The sequence below is a fragment of the Pleomorphomonas diazotrophica genome (assembly GCF_002844595.1).
Lineage (GTDB): Bacteria > Pseudomonadota > Alphaproteobacteria > Rhizobiales > Pleomorphomonadaceae > Pleomorphomonas > Pleomorphomonas diazotrophica.
In genome coordinates this window covers 139,079-155,426 of sequence record NZ_PJNW01000011.1, presented here as the reverse complement: position 1 = coordinate 155,426, position 16,348 = coordinate 139,079, and the positions used below count along the sequence as shown (strand labels likewise).

13 protein-coding genes are annotated in these 16,348 nt (G+C 65.6%); 9 read left to right on the top strand and 4 right to left on the bottom strand.

All coding sequences use genetic code 11. From position 1 onward, the window contains the following. Positions 1 to 7 precede the first annotated feature (7 nt). The 8 genes from zapE (at position 8) to lpdA (ending at position 11,091) form a co-directional block, all read left to right on the top strand. Positions 8 to 1,156 carry a cell division protein ZapE gene (gene zapE, locus CXZ10_RS14085; RefSeq protein ID WP_210199934.1) on the top strand — a complete coding sequence of 383 codons (1,149 nt, stop codon included), beginning with the start codon at positions 8 to 10 and terminating at the stop codon, positions 1,154 to 1,156. A gap of 170 nt (positions 1,157 to 1,326) precedes the next feature. Further along, entirely contained in the window at positions 1,327 to 2,289 is a 963-nt protein-coding gene (gene mdh, locus CXZ10_RS14080; protein WP_101289977.1) for a malate dehydrogenase, read from the top strand. Positions 2,290 to 2,404: 115 nt separating this feature from the next. After that, entirely contained in the window at positions 2,405 to 3,601 is a 1,197-nt protein-coding gene (gene sucC, locus CXZ10_RS14075; RefSeq protein ID WP_101289976.1) for an ADP-forming succinate--CoA ligase subunit beta, read from the top strand. Positions 3,602 to 3,605: 4 nt separating this feature from the next. After that, positions 3,606 to 4,520: a succinate--CoA ligase subunit alpha gene (gene sucD, locus CXZ10_RS14070; RefSeq protein WP_101289975.1), complete on the top strand. Its 915-nt coding sequence runs from the start codon at positions 3,606 to 3,608 to the stop codon at positions 4,518 to 4,520. A 126-nt stretch (positions 4,521 to 4,646) separates the two neighbouring features. Further along, on the top strand, positions 4,647 to 7,616 hold the full coding sequence (locus CXZ10_RS14065) for a 2-oxoglutarate dehydrogenase E1 component (protein WP_101289974.1): 2,970 nt from the start codon (positions 4,647 to 4,649) through the stop codon (positions 7,614 to 7,616). Between the two features lie 62 nt (positions 7,617 to 7,678). Then, positions 7,679 to 8,899: a 2-oxoglutarate dehydrogenase complex dihydrolipoyllysine-residue succinyltransferase gene (gene odhB, locus CXZ10_RS14060; protein ID WP_101289973.1), complete on the top strand. Its 1,221-nt coding sequence runs from the start codon at positions 7,679 to 7,681 to the stop codon at positions 8,897 to 8,899. 118 nt (positions 8,900 to 9,017) lie between these two features. After that, complete coding sequence (locus tag CXZ10_RS14055) at positions 9,018 to 9,650, top strand: LysE family transporter (RefSeq protein ID WP_101289972.1); 633 nt, start codon at positions 9,018 to 9,020, stop codon at positions 9,648 to 9,650. 52 nt (positions 9,651 to 9,702) lie between these two features. Continuing rightward, complete coding sequence (lpdA, locus tag CXZ10_RS14050) at positions 9,703 to 11,091, top strand: dihydrolipoyl dehydrogenase (protein WP_101289971.1); 1,389 nt, start codon at positions 9,703 to 9,705, stop codon at positions 11,089 to 11,091. A gap of 5 nt (positions 11,092 to 11,096) precedes the next feature. Here lpdA and CXZ10_RS14045 read toward each other — a convergent pair whose 3' ends face one another. Together CXZ10_RS14045 and CXZ10_RS14040 are read right to left on the bottom strand one after the other, a co-directional pair. Continuing rightward, entirely contained in the window at positions 11,097 to 12,017 is a 921-nt protein-coding gene (locus tag CXZ10_RS14045) for a DMT family transporter (protein ID WP_101289970.1), read from the bottom strand. A gap of 99 nt (positions 12,018 to 12,116) precedes the next feature. Continuing rightward, a complete protein-coding gene (locus CXZ10_RS14040; protein ID WP_101289969.1) occupies positions 12,117 to 13,061 on the bottom strand; it encodes a tyrosine recombinase XerC in 945 nt (314 codons plus the stop codon). A gap of 151 nt (positions 13,062 to 13,212) precedes the next feature. Here CXZ10_RS14040 and CXZ10_RS14035 point away from each other — a divergent pair, with 151 nt between their 5' ends. Beyond that, positions 13,213 to 13,557 carry a hypothetical protein gene (locus CXZ10_RS14035; RefSeq protein WP_101289968.1) on the top strand — a complete coding sequence of 115 codons (345 nt, stop codon included), beginning with the start codon at positions 13,213 to 13,215 and terminating at the stop codon, positions 13,555 to 13,557. A gap of 12 nt (positions 13,558 to 13,569) precedes the next feature. On the opposite strand, the gene CXZ10_RS14030 is transcribed toward CXZ10_RS14035, so the two are convergent. Both CXZ10_RS14030 and CXZ10_RS14025 read right to left on the bottom strand, forming a co-directional pair. Then, positions 13,570 to 15,048: a glucosamine inositolphosphorylceramide transferase family protein gene (locus tag CXZ10_RS14030; RefSeq protein WP_149744467.1), complete on the bottom strand. Its 1,479-nt coding sequence runs from the start codon at positions 15,046 to 15,048 to the stop codon at positions 13,570 to 13,572. Beyond that, a complete protein-coding gene (locus CXZ10_RS14025; RefSeq protein WP_101289966.1) occupies positions 15,026 to 16,159 on the bottom strand; it encodes a LacI family DNA-binding transcriptional regulator in 1,134 nt (377 codons plus the stop codon). Before CXZ10_RS14025 ends, CXZ10_RS14030 begins: the two co-directional genes overlap by 23 nt. Positions 16,160 to 16,348 lie beyond the last annotated feature (189 nt).

Sequence of the window (16,348 nt, the reverse complement as noted above, 5' to 3'; positions counted from 1 at the left end):
ATCCGGCATGATGGCTGATACGCCGGCCGGCGAAATCGCCCTCTGGCTCGATGGCGAGGTCGCCGCCGGCCGGCTGACGGCCGATGCCGCCCAGCGGCAGGCCGCCCTCGCCTTCGATCGGCTGCTCAGACGGTTCGCTGCGCCGCCGCCGCGCCGTCGTCTCCTCGGTGTCATTCCGGTGGGGCCAGCGCCGGCGGTCCGCGGCCTCTATCTCTGGGGCGGAGTCGGGCGTGGCAAGACGCTGCTCATGGACCGTTTTCACGCGGCGGCGCCGGTGAAGAGGAAGCGACGACAGCACTTCCATGCCTTCATGGCCGACATGCACGAGGCCATCGCGGCGGCGCGGCGGGCCATGGCGGCCGGTGATGCGCGCGATCCCGTCGAGATCGTGGCCCAGACGCTGGCGGGCGACGTGCAGCTTCTGTGCTTCGACGAGTTTTCGGTAACCGACATTGCCGACGCCATGCTGCTCGGCCGTCTGTTCAGTCGCCTCTTCGACCTGGGGCTGACCCTGGTCGCCACGTCCAACATCGCCCCCGACCGTCTCTACTGGAACGGTCTCAACCGCCAGAGTTTTCTTCCTTTCGTCGGTCTTTTGAAGGATCGCTGCGAGATCGTCCATCTCAAGGATGGAGCCGATCACCGGCTGGAAGGGCTTTCGGCCGCCGACGTCTATCTCTCACCGCTGGTGCCGGCGACGGACGCTGCTGCCGAGCACCTGTGGGCTGGCCTGTCGACCGGAGGCGAGGAGGCTCGCGACCTCCGCGTCAAGGGGCGGCTGGTACATGTGTCGCGTGCTGCCGGTCGCCGCGCCCGCTTCACCTTTGCCGAACTCTGCGATCAGCCGCTGGGCGCCACCGATTATCGAGCCATCGCCCGCCATTTCGATCTTCTGATGGTCACCGGCGTTCCGCGTCTTGCCGCCGGCGAGCGCAACCGGGCAAAGCGTTTCATTACCCTGATCGATGTGCTTTACGACGCCGGCCGGGCGCTGGTGCTGACGGCTGATGGCGAGCCGGCCGATCTCTATCGCGCAACGGGGGGCAACGAAGCCCTGGAGTTTGCCCGCACGGCCTCTCGCCTCATCGAGATGCGTTCGGAGGCTTGGCTGCACCAAGCCGCCGATGTGTCGCACCGGCAATCTCTGACTGCGTGACGTTCGCGTCACCTACTGCATGAAGAAGTGGGCTGGCAAAGCGGTATCGTCTTCGTGGAAAGTTGACTTTCCCCGATAGTCTCGCTTGCACGCGACTCGCGATCATTGTAATTCCATGCCGATCGATTTCGATCTAACTAACCTTTACGTAAAGGGAAAGGTAATAATCAATGGCGCGGAAAAAGATCGCTCTCGTCGGTGCTGGCCAGATCGGCGGCACGCTGGCCCTGCTGGCCGGCCAGAAGGAACTCGGCGATGTCGTCCTGTTCGACATCATGGATGGCGTGCCGCAGGGCAAGGCTCTCGATCTCGCCGAAACGGCCCCGGTTGAGGGCTTCAACGCCAAGCTCTCCGGCACCAACAGCTACGAGGCCCTCGAAGGCGCTGACGTGGTGATCGTTACCGCCGGCGTGCCGCGCAAGCCCGGCATGAGCCGCGACGACCTCCTCGGCATCAACCTCAAGGTCATGGAACAGGTCGGCGCCGGCATTGCCAAGTACTGCCCGAAGGCCTTCGTGATCTGCATCACCAACCCGCTCGACGCCATGGTCTGGGCGCTGCAGAAGTTCTCGGGTCTGCCGACCCACATGGTCGTCGGCATGGCCGGCGTGCTCGACTCTGCCCGCTTCCGCTATTTCCTGTCGGACGAGTTCGGCGTTTCGGTCGAGGACGTTCATGCCATGACCCTCGGTGGCCACGGCGACGACATGGTTCCGCTGATCCGCTATTCGACGGTTGGCGGCGTGCCGCTGCCGGAGCTGGTCAAGATGGGCTGGACCACCCAGGAGAAGCTCGATGCCATCGTCGACCGCACCCGCAAGGGCGGTGGCGAGATCGTCGCCCTCCTGAAGACCGGTTCGGCTTTCTACGCGCCGGCCGCCTCGGCCATCGCCATGGCCGAGTCCTACCTCAAGGACAAGAAGCGCGTCCTGCCGGTGGCCGCCTATCTCAAGGGTGAGTTCGGCGTGAACGACACCTACGTCGGTGTGCCCGCCATGATCGGCGCCGGTGGCGTCGAGAAGATCGTCGACCTCGAGCTGTCGTCCGACGAGAAGGCCGGCTTTGAGAAGTCGGTTGCCTCGGTCAAGGGTCTGATCGAAGCCTGCAAGACCATCGCTCCGGCGCTGGCCTGATCACCTGAAAACATGGGCCGGGCCGCCAGACGGCGACCCGGCCTTTTCGTCTCTGGCGAATCCATCCGCATTTTCACTCAGTTAGCCTCCCCACTCCCCAGCCAAGGACTTCCGGATGAACATCCACGAATACCAGGCAAAGGCCCTGCTCAAGGGGTTCGGCGCGCCTGTCGCCGCCGGTGTGCCCGTCTTTTCCGCCGGTGAGGCGGAGGCGGCTGCCCGGTCTCTCCCCGGTCCGCTCTGGGTCGTGAAAAGCCAGATTCATGCCGGCGGTCGTGGCAAGGGTCGGTTCAAGGAAGCGTCCGCTGGCGAAAAGGGCGGCGTTCGCCTCGCCCGCTCGGTCGACGAGGTTATCGAGTTTGCGCGCCAGATGCTGGGCGCGACACTGGTCACCAAGCAGACCGGCCAAGCCGGCAAGCAGGTGAACCGCCTCTACATCGAGGATGGTGCCGACATCGCCCGCGAGCTCTACTGCTCGCTGCTGGTCGATCGAGCGGTCGGTCGCGTCGCCTTCGTGGTCTCCACCGAGGGCGGCATGGACATCGAAACCGTCGCCCACGATACGCCCGAGAAGATCGTCACCGTCGCCATCGATCCGGAGGCCGGCGTCACGGCCGCCGACGTCGCCGCCATCGTGTCGGCGCTGAAGCTGGAGGGTGCCGCGGCCAAGGACGCCGAAACCCTGTTCCCGCTGCTCTACTGGGCCTTCATCGACAAGGACATGAGCCTTCTGGAAGTCAACCCGCTGATCGTGCTGAAGGACGGCCACCTGCGCCTTCTCGACGCCAAGGTGTCCTTCGACGGCAATGCGCTGTTCCGTCACCCGGATGTCGAGGCGCTGCGCGACCTCACCGAGGAGGATGACAAGGAGATCGAGGCGCACAAGCACGACCTCGCCTATGTGGCGCTCTCCGGCAACATCGGCTGTATGGTCAACGGCGCCGGCCTGGCCATGGCCACCATGGACATCATCAAGCTCTACGGTGCCGAGCCGGCCAACTTCCTCGATGTCGGTGGCGGCGCCTCCCGCGAGAAGGTGACGGCGGCCTTCAAGATCATCACGGCCGACCCCGCCGTGAAGGGCATCCTGATCAACATCTTCGGCGGCATCATGAAGTGCGACGTCATCGCCGAGGGCGTCATCGCTGCCGTGCGCGAAGTTGGGTTGCAGGTGCCGCTGGTCGTTCGCCTGGAGGGCACCAACGTCGCCCTTGGCAAGAAGATCATCGCCGACAGCGGCCTCGATGTCATCGCCGCCGACGACCTCGACGATGCCGCCCGCAAGATCGTCGCCGCCGTGAAGGGAGCCTGACGCGATGTCCATTCTCGTCAACAAGGACACCAAGGTCATCGTCCAGGGCCTGACCGGCAAGACCGGCACGTTCCACACCGAGCAGGCGCTCGGCTATCACGGCACGAAAATGGTTGCCGGCGTCACGCCGGGCAAGGGAGGCTCCACCTGGGAGGGCACGCTGCCGGACGGCAGCAAAGCGGTTCTTCCCGTATTCGACACCGTTGCCGAAGCGCGCGAGAAGACCGGCGCCAACGCGTCTGTCGTCTACGTTCCGCCCAAGGCGGCCGGCGCCTCGATCATCGAGGCGATCGATGCCGAGATGCCGTTGATCGTCACCATCACCGAAGGCATTCCGGTGCTCGACATGGTCAAGGTGAAGGCGCGGCTCGATCGCTCGACGTCGCGCCTCCTGGGTCCCAATTGCCCGGGCGTGCTGACGCCCGGCGAATGCAAGATCGGCATCATGCCCGGCTCCATCTTCCGCCGGGGCTCGGTCGGCATTGTTTCGCGGTCGGGAACCCTTACCTACGAAGCTGTGTTCCAGACCACCAACGAAGGCCTCGGCCAGACGACCGCCGTCGGTATCGGTGGTGATCCCGTGAAAGGCACCGAGTTCATCGACGTGCTGGAACTCTTCCTTGCCGATCCCGAAACCAAGTCGATCGTCATGATCGGCGAGATCGGCGGTTCGGCCGAAGAGGCTGCGGCTGAGTTCCTGAAAGATGAAGCCAAGCGCGGCCGCATGAAGCCGATGGTTGGCTTCATTGCCGGGCGCACCGCGCCGCCCGGCCGCACCATGGGTCATGCCGGTGCGGTCATCTCTGGCGGCAAGGGTGGGGCGGAAGACAAGATCGCTGCCATGGAAGCGGCCGGCATTGTCGTCTCGCCATCGCCCGCTCAGCTTGGCCGCACGCTCGCCGAGCGTCTTAAGGGCTGAACAGGCTTCAGCCGAACGGAACCCGCGAAGGAGCGAGCGCTTCCCGCGGGTTCCCAATCTACCAGCGGCGCAGCGATCCTGCTGTCGCCGGAACGCGAGGACGGAGCGGACGGCTCCGAAACGCACATGGCACGGCAGAACGATAACGACGCTTTCGCCGGGACTTCGTTCCTCTACGGCGGCAATGCCGCCTATATCGAGGCCCTTGAGGCCCGTTACCTCGCCGATCCCAATTCGGTCGACCCCGAGTGGCGGGAGTTCTTTGGCGCTCTGTCCGAGCCGGCGACGGGGCGCGGGGCGCGGGGCGCGAGCTGGTCGCGGCCCGACTGGCCGCCCAAGGTCAATGGCGAACTGGTCTCCGCCCTCGACGGCAACTGGCCCGAAGCCAGCAAGATCCTCGAAAAGAAGATCGAGGCGAAGGCGCAGCCGGCCGGCATCAGCGCCGAGGAGCTCCGGCAGGCGACGCTCGATTCCGTGCGCGCCATCATGATGATCCGCGCCTATCGCATGCGCGGCCATCTCCACGCCGATCTCGACCCGATCGGCGTCGCCAAGAAGCTCGACCACGAGGAACTGCATCCGGCGAGCTACGGCTTCACCGAAGCCGACATGGACCGGCCGATCTTCATCGATCACGTGCTCGGCCTCGAATACGCCACCGTGCGCCAGATGATCGACATCTTGAAGCGTACCTACTGCGGCACCATCGGCTATGAGTTCATGCACATCTCCTCGCCCGAGGAGAAGGCTTGGATCCAGGAGCGCATCGAGGGGCCGGACAAGCAGATCGAGTTCACTGAGAACGGCAAGAAGGCCATTCTCAACAAGCTGATCGAGGCCGAGGGTTTCGAGAAGTTCCTCGACGTCAAGTATACCGGCACCAAGCGCTTCGGCCTCGATGGCGGTGAAAGCCTGATCCCGGCGCTCGAGCAGATCATCAAGCGCGGCGGCAATCTCGGCGTGAAGGAGATCGTGCTGGGCATGCCGCATCGCGGTCGCCTCAACGTCCTGACCCAGGTGATGGCCAAGCCACACCGGGCGCTGTTCCACGAGTTCAAGGGCGGGTCCTATGCCCCCGACGACGTCGAGGGCTCGGGTGACGTCAAATATCACCTCGGCGCCTCTTCGGACCGCGAGTTCGACGGCAACAAGGTGCACCTCAGCCTGACGCCCAACCCGTCGCATCTCGAGATCGTCAATCCCGTGGTGCTCGGCAAGGTGCGCGCCAAGCAGGACGTGTCCGCCACCGTCTGGGAAGGCGACATCATTCCCCTGCGCGAGCGCGTCAAGGTGCTGCCGCTCTTGCTGCACGGCGACGCGGCCTTTGCCGGCCAAGGCGTCGTTGCCGAGTGCTTCGGCCTCAGCCAGCTGCGCGGTCACCGCGTCGGCGGCTCGATCCACTTCATCGTCAACAACCAGATCGGCTTCACCACCAACCCGCACTTCTCGCGGTCGTCGCCCTACCCGTCCGACGTCGCCAAGATGGTCGAGGCGCCGATCCTGCACGTCAACGGCGACGACCCGGAAGCGGTGGTCTATGCCGCCAAGGTCGCCATCGACTATCGGCAGAAGTTCCACAAGCCGGTGGTGATCGACATGATCTGCTACCGTCGCTTCGGCCATAACGAAGGCGACGAGCCGGGCTTCACCCAGCCGATCATGTATTCCAAGATCCGCGGCCACGCGACGACGCTGCAGATCTACGCCAAGAAGCTGATCGATGAGGGCGTCGTCAGCCAGGACGAGGTGATCGGCATGCAGGCGGCCTTCCGCCAGAAGCTCGATCAGGAGTATGAGGCAGGTCAGGCCTACAAGCCCAACAAGGCCGACTGGCTCGACGGCGCCTGGGCGGGCCTCAAGGTGGCCGACAGCTTCGACGAGCAGCGGCGCGGCCAGTCAGGCGTCAATATCGAGACGCTCAAGGAAATCGGCCTCAAGATCAACTCGGTGCCCCCGACCTTCAACGTCCACCGCACCATCCAGCGCTTCCTCGACGCCCGCAAGAAGGCGATCGAGACCGGCGAGGGCATCGACTGGGCGCTCGGCGAGTCGCTGGCCTTCGGCTCGCTCGCCCTCGGCGGCCACAAGATCCGTCTGTCGGGCCAGGATTGCGAGCGCGGTACCTTCAGCCAGCGCCACAGCGTGCTCTACGATCAGGAGACGGAGGCGCGCTACATTCCGCTCGCCAATCTTTCCCCGGAACAGGCGCCCTTCGAGGTTATCAACTCGATGCTGTCGGAAGAGGCGGTGCTCGGCTTCGAGTATGGCTACTCGCTGGCTCGTCCCAATGCGCTCACCCTCTGGGAGGCGCAGTTCGGCGACTTCGCCAATGGTGCCCAGGTGGTGTTCGACCAGTTCATCTCCGGTGGCGAGCGCAAGTGGCTCAGAATGTCCGGTCTCGTCTGCCTGCTGCCGCACGGCTACGAGGGGCAGGGACCGGAGCATTCGTCCGGTCGTCTCGAACGCTGGCTGCAGCTCTGCGCCGAGGACAACATGCAGGTCGCCAACTGCACGACGCCGGCCAACTACTTCCATATCCTGAGGCGCCAGCTGACCCGCGACTTCCGCAAGCCGCTGATCCTGATGACTCCGAAGTCGCTGCTGCGTCACAAGCGGGCGGTGTCCAAGCTCGCCGACATGGGGGCGGAGACCTCCTTCCACCGCCTGCTCTGGGATCACGCCCAGTCGGATCCCGAGACGGTGACGGTGCGCCTCAAGCCCGACGCCGAGATCCGCCGTGTGGTGATGTGTTCCGGCAAGGTCTATTACGACCTCCTCGAGGAGCGCGAGAAGCGCGGCATCGACGACATCTATCTCCTGCGCGTCGAGCAGCTTTATCCCTTCCCGGCCAAGGCGCTGGTCAATGAGCTCAGCCGCTTCCCGAACGCCGAGCATGTCTGGTGCCAGGAAGAGCCCAAGAACATGGGCGCCTGGACCTTCATCGACCCCTATCTCGAATGGGTCCTGAAGCAGATCGGCGCCAAGGTTCCGCGGGCCCGCTACGCCGGCCGGGCACCGGCGGCTGCCACCGCCACCGGCCTGATGTCCAAGCATCTCGCCCAACTCGCCGCCTTCCTCGACGAAGCGCTCGGCTGACCGGCCTACGGGGCGGCCGCCCGGCCGCCTCCACCCCTTTTCGCATCTGGAGAAAAGCTCAAATGAGCAACGAGATCCGCGTTCCGACGCTCGGCGAATCGGTCACTGAGGCGACCATCGGCCGTTGGTTCAAGAAGGTCGGCGAGGCTGTGAAGGCTGACGAGCCGCTGGTTGAGCTTGAGACCGACAAGGTGACCATCGAGGTGCCGGCGCCGACCGACGGCACGCTGTCGGAAATCCTGGTCGAGGCGGGTGAGACCGTCGGTGTCGGCGCCCTCCTGGGATCACTCGGCGCGGCGTCGCAGAGCGCCCCGGCACCGAAGGCTGCCGAGCCTGCCAAGCCGGCCGAACCGGTTGCCGCGGCCAAGCCGATCGAACCTGCCAAGGCCGCCGCGTCGGTGCCGCCGTCGCCTGCCGCCGCCCGCGTCATGGCTGAAACCGGCGCGACCGTTGAGAGCGGCTCGGGCAAGCGCGGCCAGGTGCTGAAGGAAGACGTGCTCGCGGCCGTTGCCGCCGTCCGCACCGCGGCCCCGTCGCCTGCCGCCCCATCGGCGCCCCGCGCCCCGGTTGCCGCTGACGACGCCGGCCGCGAAGAGCGGGTCCGGATGAGCAAGCTGCGCCAGACCATCGCTCGGCGTCTCAAGGAGGCGCAGAACACCGCTGCCATGCTCACCACCTTCAACGAGGTGGACATGACCGGCGTGATGGCGCTCCGGGCATCCTACAAGGACCTGTTTGAGAAGAAGCACGGCGTCAAGCTCGGCTTCATGGGCTTCTTCGTGAAGGCCGTGGTGCAGGCGCTGAAGGAGATTCCGGCCGTCAATGCCGAGATCGACGGCGAGGATCTCGTCTACAAGAACTACTACCACGTCGGCGTCGCCGTCGGCACCGACAAGGGCCTCGTCGTGCCGGTGGTGCGCGACGCGGATCAGCTTTCCATCGCCGGCATCGAAAAGAAGATCGGCGAATACGGCAAGCGCGCCCGTGACGGCCTCCTCCGCATCGAGGAAATGCAGGGCGGCACCTTCACCATCTCCAACGGTGGCGTCTATGGCTCGCTGATGTCGACACCCATCCTCAACGCGCCGCAATCGGGCATCCTGGGCATGCACAAGATCCAGGAACGGCCGATGGTGGTCGGCGGCAAGATCGAGATCCGGCCGATGATGTATCTGGCGCTGTCCTACGATCATCGCGTCATCGACGGCAAGGAGGCGGTGACCTTCCTTGTCCGCGTCAAGGAGAACCTCGAGGACCCGCAGCGGCTCGTTCTCGACCTCTAGTCCAGTAACCGGTACGGTGGGCCTCCCTCCGGTACAGAGGGACGGCTTGCCCGTCGGTGTATGGCCCGGGGCATCCCCGCCTTCGGCAAAGCGGTCTCTCATATCCGAAAGGAAGCCGATGTCTCCTTATCTGGGCGAACTCGCCGGCGTCATGGCCGTTTTCTCCTTTGCCATCGTGGCGCCGGGGGCCGATACCGCCATGGTGATGCGCCAGAGCCTCGTTCACGGCAGGCGGGCCGGCATCCTCACTGCCTTCGGCGTCGGCACATCACTGCTGTTCCACCTGACCTATACCATTCTCGGCCTGGGCCTCATCGTTTCGCAGTCGCTGCTGTTGTTTTCGGTGATCAAGTGGGCCGGTGCCGCCTATCTCACCTACATGGGCATCATGGCGCTGCGAGCGCCGGCGCCGAAGCTGCCTGAACCGGGCGCCGAGGCTGCGGCGCCGATGAGCGACGTCAAGGCCTTTGGCCTCGGTTTTCTGACCAATGCCCTCAATCCGAAGCCGATCCTGTTTTTCCTGTCCCTTTTTTCGGCGCTGGTCAGCCATCAGACCCCCGCCTTGGTGAAAGGCGGCTATGGCCTCGTCATGGCCACCTGTCTCATTCTCTGGTTCTCGGCGGTGTCGTGTTTCCTGACCATGCCCAAGGTCAGGACCGCCTTTTCACGCGCCGGCCTCTGGATCAGCCGGGTAACCGGCGCCGTCTTCATCGCCTTTGGCGTCCGACTGGCCCTGTCGCGAGCCGACTGAGCAAGCGCCGCGTCCCCAACACAAGCCGCTGCAGCCTCAAAGGAGTGCTTTGATGTCCTTCGATCTCGTTGTCATCGGTACCGGCCCCGGCGGCTATGTGGCAGCCATTCGCGCCGCCCAGCTCGGCATGAATGTGGCCGTCGTCGAGAAGCGGGCGAGCCATGGCGGCACCTGCCTCAACGTCGGCTGCATTCCCTCCAAGGCGCTGTTGCATGCCTCCGAGATGTTTCATGAGGCCGGCCACGTCTTTGCCAAGCTCGGCGTCAAGGTCGGCACGCCCGAGCTCGATTTGCCGGCGATGATGGGTCACAAGCATGCCACCGTCCGCAGCAACGTTCAGGGCATCGACTTCCTGTTCAAGAAGAACAAGATCACCGTCCATCGTGGCGCCGGCCGTATCCTCGCTCCGGGCAAGGTGGAGGTCACCGCCGAGGGTGGCGAGAAAACAACGGTCGAAGCGAAGACCATCCTGATCGCCACCGGTTCGGACGTGGCGAGCCTGCCCGGCATCACCATCGATGAAAAGACCGTTGTGTCCTCGACCGGTGCGTTGTCGCTCGAAAAGGTGCCCGGGCATCTGGTGGTGATTGGCGCCGGCGTCATTGGTCTCGAGCTTGGGTCGGTGTGGCAGCGCCTGGGCGCGCGCGTGACGGTGATCGAATATCTCGACCGCATCCTGCCGGGTCTCGACGGCGAGGTGGCCAAGACCTTCCAGAAGCTCCTGGAGCGGCAGGGTTTCACGTTCAAGCTCGGCCGCAAGGTGACGGGCGTCGAAGGTGGCAAGGTGAGTTTCGAGCCGGCAGCCGGCGGCGAAGCCGAAACGATCGCCGCCGATGTCGTGCTGGTGGCGGTCGGCCGCAGGCCCTACACCGAAGGCCTCGGCCTTGCCGAGGTCGGCGTGAAGCTTGATGGCAAGGGCAGGGTGGAAATCGATGGCCATTACGCCACGAGCGTGTCGGGTATCTATGCCATCGGCGACGTGGTGACCGGCCCGATGCTCGCCCACAAGGCCGAGGACGAGGGTATCGCGGTTGCCGAACTCCTGGCCGGCAAGGCGGGTCATGTCAATTACGACGTCATTCCGGCGGTGGTCTACACCTCGCCGGAGGTTGCCGCCGTCGGCCGGACCGAAGAAGATCTCAAGGCGGCCGGCGTGCCCTACAAGGCCGGCAAGTTCAGTTTCATCGCCAACGGCCGTGCCAAGTCGATCCTCAAGACCGACGGCTTCGTCAAAGTGCTGGCGCATGCCGACACCGACCGGGTGCTCGGCGTGCACATCATTGGTCCGGGCGCCGGCGAAGCGATCGCCGAGGCGGCGGTGCTGATGGAGTTCTCCGGCTCGGCCGAGGATCTCGCGCGCACGTGCCACGCCCATCCGACGCTGTCGGAAGCCATGAAGGAGGCCGCGCTCGCCGTCGACAAGCGAGCGATCCACGCCTGAGATTATTAGCGACGGCGCCGGTCGACGACCGTGAACAGACCGACGCCGCCGACCACCAGCGCCGTTCCCAGGAGATCGACGCCGCGCAGTGGCTCGCCGAGAATCGAGACGGCAAGCAACAGCGTCACCACCGGCGACAGCGTACCGATGGTGGAGTTGGCCGCCGCCGAAATGCGAGACAGCGCTGCGCTCATCAGAAAGCTCGGCAACACCGTAGCCCCGATCGCCAGGGCCACCGCCAGCGCGAAAGCGCGACCGGACACCATGAGTGCCGACAACGGGTGCGTCACCAGGAACTGCAGGAAGATCACGACGGCCGCGCCGGTCATGGCGACGGATGTGAAGAGCGGTGCGCCCAGGATGGCGATGCTGCCGCCGGCGAGCAACTGGTAGAGCGCAAAGGAGACGGCAGCGCCCAGCACCCATAGCGCACCGACGGCGATATCTCCGCCCCCCGTTTTGAAGTCCGCAAGAAATACGACGACAAGGCCGAGATAGGCGATGCCAAACGCCATCAGCGACTTCCAGCGCAAGGGCACGTGGAAGAGGATGGCGCCGATGAGCAGGACGAACAGCGGATAGGTGAAGAGAATCAGCCGCTCGAACTGCGGCGTCAGGGTTTCGAGGCCCTTGAAATCGGCATAGGACGAGAACCAGTAGCCGATCATTCCGATCAACAGCGCCTTGCCGTAAGCGGGCAAGGGCACCGCCTTCTGGCGTCCGCGGCCATAGGCCAGGAGGCCCACGGCGACGTAGATCGGCACCGAAAGGCCCATCCGCAGCGCGAGCAGCGTCAACGTGTCGACACCCTCGGCGAAGGCGAGCTTGATAAGGATGCCCTTGGCGGCAAACAGCACGGCGCCGAGGGCGGCAAATCCATAGCCGAGCCAGTTCGGGCCGGTTGAGGGAAGGGTAGAGGCTTTCAAGAGAAATGGCCCGAAAGGGCTCCCGACAAATGGGGTGGGCGGGCAAGCCTTAAGCCATCGGGCGAAGCAAGGAAAGCCGGGCGGTGCGCATTCTCGGCCTCAGGCGCGCGGATGCGCCCCCTTCCACGCGGCAACCAGCCGCTCGGCGTCGACCGAGGTATAGACCTGCGTCGTCGACAGATTGGCATGGCCGAGCAGTTCCTGGATGGTGCGCAGGTCGCCGCCGGAGCCGAGAAGATGCGTGGCGAAGGAGTGCCGGAGCGCGTGCGGCGTCGCCGTCTCGGGGAGGCCGAGCGCGCCGCGCAGCCGCTGGACGGCGAGCTGGACGACCCGCGGCGACAGCGGGCCGCCCTGCACGCCGCGAAACAGCGGTTGATCCGGGGCGAGGCGGAAGGGCGCGAGGCGGACATAGGCGGCAACAGCCCGTCCCACCGCCGGCAGCACCGGCACCAGACGCGTCTTGCCGCCCTTGCCCGTGACGCGCAGGGCTCCGCCCACTTCGGGGGGCGCCTCGGCGGCGGTCAGCGCCAGGGCTTCGGAAATACGCAGGCCGGCGCCATAGAGCAATGCCAACACGGCGGCATCGCGGGCGGCGACCCATGGTTCATCCGCGAGAGCACCGGCATCGGAAACGAGAGAGAGGGCATCGGCGACGCCAAGCGGCCGGGGCAGGCGGCGCGGCGTCTTCGGAGCGGCAACGGCGGTGACCGCTGCACTGCTCGCCTCTCCGCGCTTTTCGAGGAAGCGAATCAGCGACCGGATGCCTGAAAGGCCGCGGGCAAGGCTCGGTGCCGCCAGACCATCGCGTCGGCGGCGCGCAAGAAAGGCGCGGTAATCGGCCGGTACGAGCCGCCCCAGGTCGGAAATGGTCGGCGGTGAGCCGAGGTGACCGGTCAGGAAGCGAAGGAAATCCTCGGTGTCGCGGCCGTAGGCTTCCACCGTCCTGGGGCTGAGACGGCGCAAGTCGCTGAGCCAGCGCCGCCAATCGGTGATGGCGGCGGCAAGATCGGGTGCTACGGTAATGAGCGGGACAGGTTCGGTCATCAGCCTCTCTCAATGCGAACTGTCGGCCGAAAAGCTGAATGGCCGATGAACGCAGGGCTCAGGGTCGGTTCAAGGGAAGAGATGTAGAAACGTGCTCATGATGGCCCGACGGTAGAAAGCCGGTGGGTCCGCGCTCCAAGGAGGCCTTGCCATGTTCCACCGGCGTCTTCTCACGACCCTTGTCGCCTCCCTCGCGGTGGCGCTGATTGCCGCTGCCGGCCTTGCCGGCTCCGCTTCGAGCGCCGCTGCCGACGGTTTCTATTTTGGTTATCACGACGGTCCGCGTATGCCGCCGCCGCCGCGTTGGGGGTGGGGACCTCCGCCTCCGCCGCCCGGACCGGGCTGGGGACGGCCGGGATGGGGAGCCCCGGGTTGGGGGCCGCCCGCCTGTCGGACGCGCTGGGTCAACCGACCGATCGTCGATCCCTGGGGCCGCATCGTCCGCTATCAGCGGATGGAGATCATGGACTGCGGTCCCCGCCGTCACCGTTGGTGACAGCACGAGGCGTCACGGGGTGACGATGGTTGCGTCAGCATCGGCGATAACGTCGATCACCTCGAAGCCGCCGCCCCTGTTGTAGGTGTGAAGCCCCGACAGAGGCGGCGCCGGCCGCAAGGTCACAAGAGGCGTCTCGGCATAGCCGCTCGCGTCGAGGCGATCGACGCGGGCAAAGCCAAGACCGGCACCATAGCCGCCTGAGCTGTCCTGGAACGGCCTGACGACACTCTTGCCCAGGGGAAACATTCGCCCTGCCGGCCGCGCCGAGGCGACATCCACCTTGGCCGGGCCGGCGAACAGCGGTGCCCATGGTCCGGCGAGTCTTTCAGCGGTGAACACCGCAAGCCCATCCCAGCTTGAACCCCAGTTTGGGCGTACGGTGCCGAACAGATGGTAACGGCCGTCCGCCCGAAGCAGCGTGGCATCCCCCAGATCGATGTCATCGATCAGCACCGCCACCGGTTCCCAGCGATCGGGGAACTCGACCGCCCGCCAAAGCTGCACCTGGCGCCGGCCGGATGTCTCCGGAATCATGTAGAGCGTTCCGTCTTCCTCGAAGACGAAGGGATAGGACAGGTGGCAGCCGGTCTCGATCACCGGCCGCGGTGTGCCGATCGGGCCGTCGGCACCGAGTTCCACCGCCGAGATGATGCCCTTCTGGGTCGCGAACGGAAACTCCTCCACCAGCAGAGTAGTGCGGCCTCCATATCGGACCACGAAGGGGTCAGCGTAAAAGCGCTCCCCGTCGTCGAGGAGCCGACGCCAGGGTCGGTCGGCGATCACCGGCAGCGCATTGTCGCCGGTCTCATCGATCCGCCAGGCTACCGCCCAGTTTGGGGGAGTCCTTACGAGACGCTCCAGGCGACCGGCAAGATAGCGCGCAAAGGCGGCGGCGGTGAAACGGCCCGGACTTCCGGGGCGATGTGGCCGCGGCTCCGTTTCGACACGTGGCAGCGTCAGGTCGTGGAGCGTCGCGCCGGCTGCAAGGCGGCTGGCGGCGAGCGTCAGCATCTCGATTGCCCGGCTGGCAGCGGTGGTCATACCGGATCCGAGATGCCGTCTGTCCTCCACGGCAACATGCCACCGACCGACCAGACGATGCAGACCGCCGGTGACAGCGACGAGATCGAGAAAGGGCTCTTCGCCGGCCATGACGGCGTCGGCCGCGCCGGCTGCCACTCCGACACCGCCCACCGTGATCAACAGCCGATCGAAGGACACCTCCGTCGTGGCGGCAAGGTCGATGACAATATCGGCGTTGCCGTCGCTCGGGGGCAGATTCAACGCGGCAGGCGACAGTCGGTCCAGCGGCTCGCTGCGCGGCCGGCGGAAGGCAAGGGATTCGAAGGCGAGGCAGAGATCGAGCAGACCCGCCGGTGACGGACCTGCGACCGTGGCAATGGTGCCGCTTGCCCCGATGGCGGCCAGTACCCCGGTGATCGCTTCGGCTTGCCAGCGCCTGAGATCAGTGGAATCGATTAAAAACAAGACCCGCATCGGGCTCCCCCCCGCCGACGCTGCGCCGATACCGCGTGCTATCCGTCGAAGCGGCGCCGCCGCCGCTCCGCCGCGTTGGCGCGTTGGGCGGCGGACCAACGGTGGCTCCGGAAATGAGTTCGGCGCCGAACTCCACGAGAATGCACGAGCGCACCGGCTTGGGGACCATCAGTCGTGATTCCATAATGGCGAGAGCCGACCTGGCGAGATCGTCATAACCGAGCCTGACTGTTGCGAGTTCAGCTGGCTGCGTCTCTCGGACGCCGTCGCAGCCGATGACCGATATGTCGGCAGGCACCTTGAGGCCGGCTGCCGCCAGCGCTTTCAAGGCGCCTTCGGCGAGCGGATCGGAAAGACAGGAGATGGCGGTGGCACCATCGAGACCGCCGGTTTCGCTTAGTCGCAGGGCAACGGCGGCCTCTCCCGCCTCGACGCTGTCATCGGACGCGACGAGCGCCTCGGCGGCTGTGAGGCCCAGGGTTTCGATCGCTTCGGCGAAGCCGGCGCGCCGGGCGGCCAGGTGGTCGCGACAGGTTGTGCCCAGCATCAGCACACGGCTGTGTCCGGCGTCGGCGAGGTAGCGAAGGGCGGCGCCGGCTGCGAAGGCGTTGGCGGGCACCACCGCGTCGGCCCGGCGCAGCTGTTCCTCGCCATTCATGATGACCAGCGACAGGCCTGACTTGACGAGGCCGCCGAGGTCGAGCCGGCCTCCACTGCTCATGACGATGACGCCTCGGGCCTTTTCGGCGCGGGCCATCTCTTCCAGCTTGCCGACGTCAAAGCCGGCGTCACCGGACATGCAGGTGGTGATCTTCAACGACCGACGCTCGCATTCCTGCTTGAGCCCCTGAAGGAGAGCCCGGTTGCGAAAGGCAGCATCGCCTGTGGTCTCGAAGTCTCGGGACAAGGCCACCACCACGCGTTCCATGGTGGCGATGGTCGCTTTGGCCCGTCGCTGGTCGAGATAGCCGAGCTCGCGCGCTGCGGCCAGCACGCGGTCGCGCACCTCGCGGCTGATCGAGGCCGTTCCGTTGAGGACATGCGACACGGTGCTGACGGCGACGCCCGCCTCCCTGGCAATATCGCGAACCCCGACTTTCATCGCTTTCTTTCCGCGCCGCAGGTCATATCGGATGGCTCCGAGGCCAAAACCAACGCCGACAAAGGCCTGCGATGACCTTTGTGTCCCATTATCTCTGTAATTTTCGTTTCTGCCTGATCTTTCATCAACCGATTTGGCTGGCGGATGCAAGACTGGCACCGGTGGTTGAGCGGCGATTTCGACGAACGG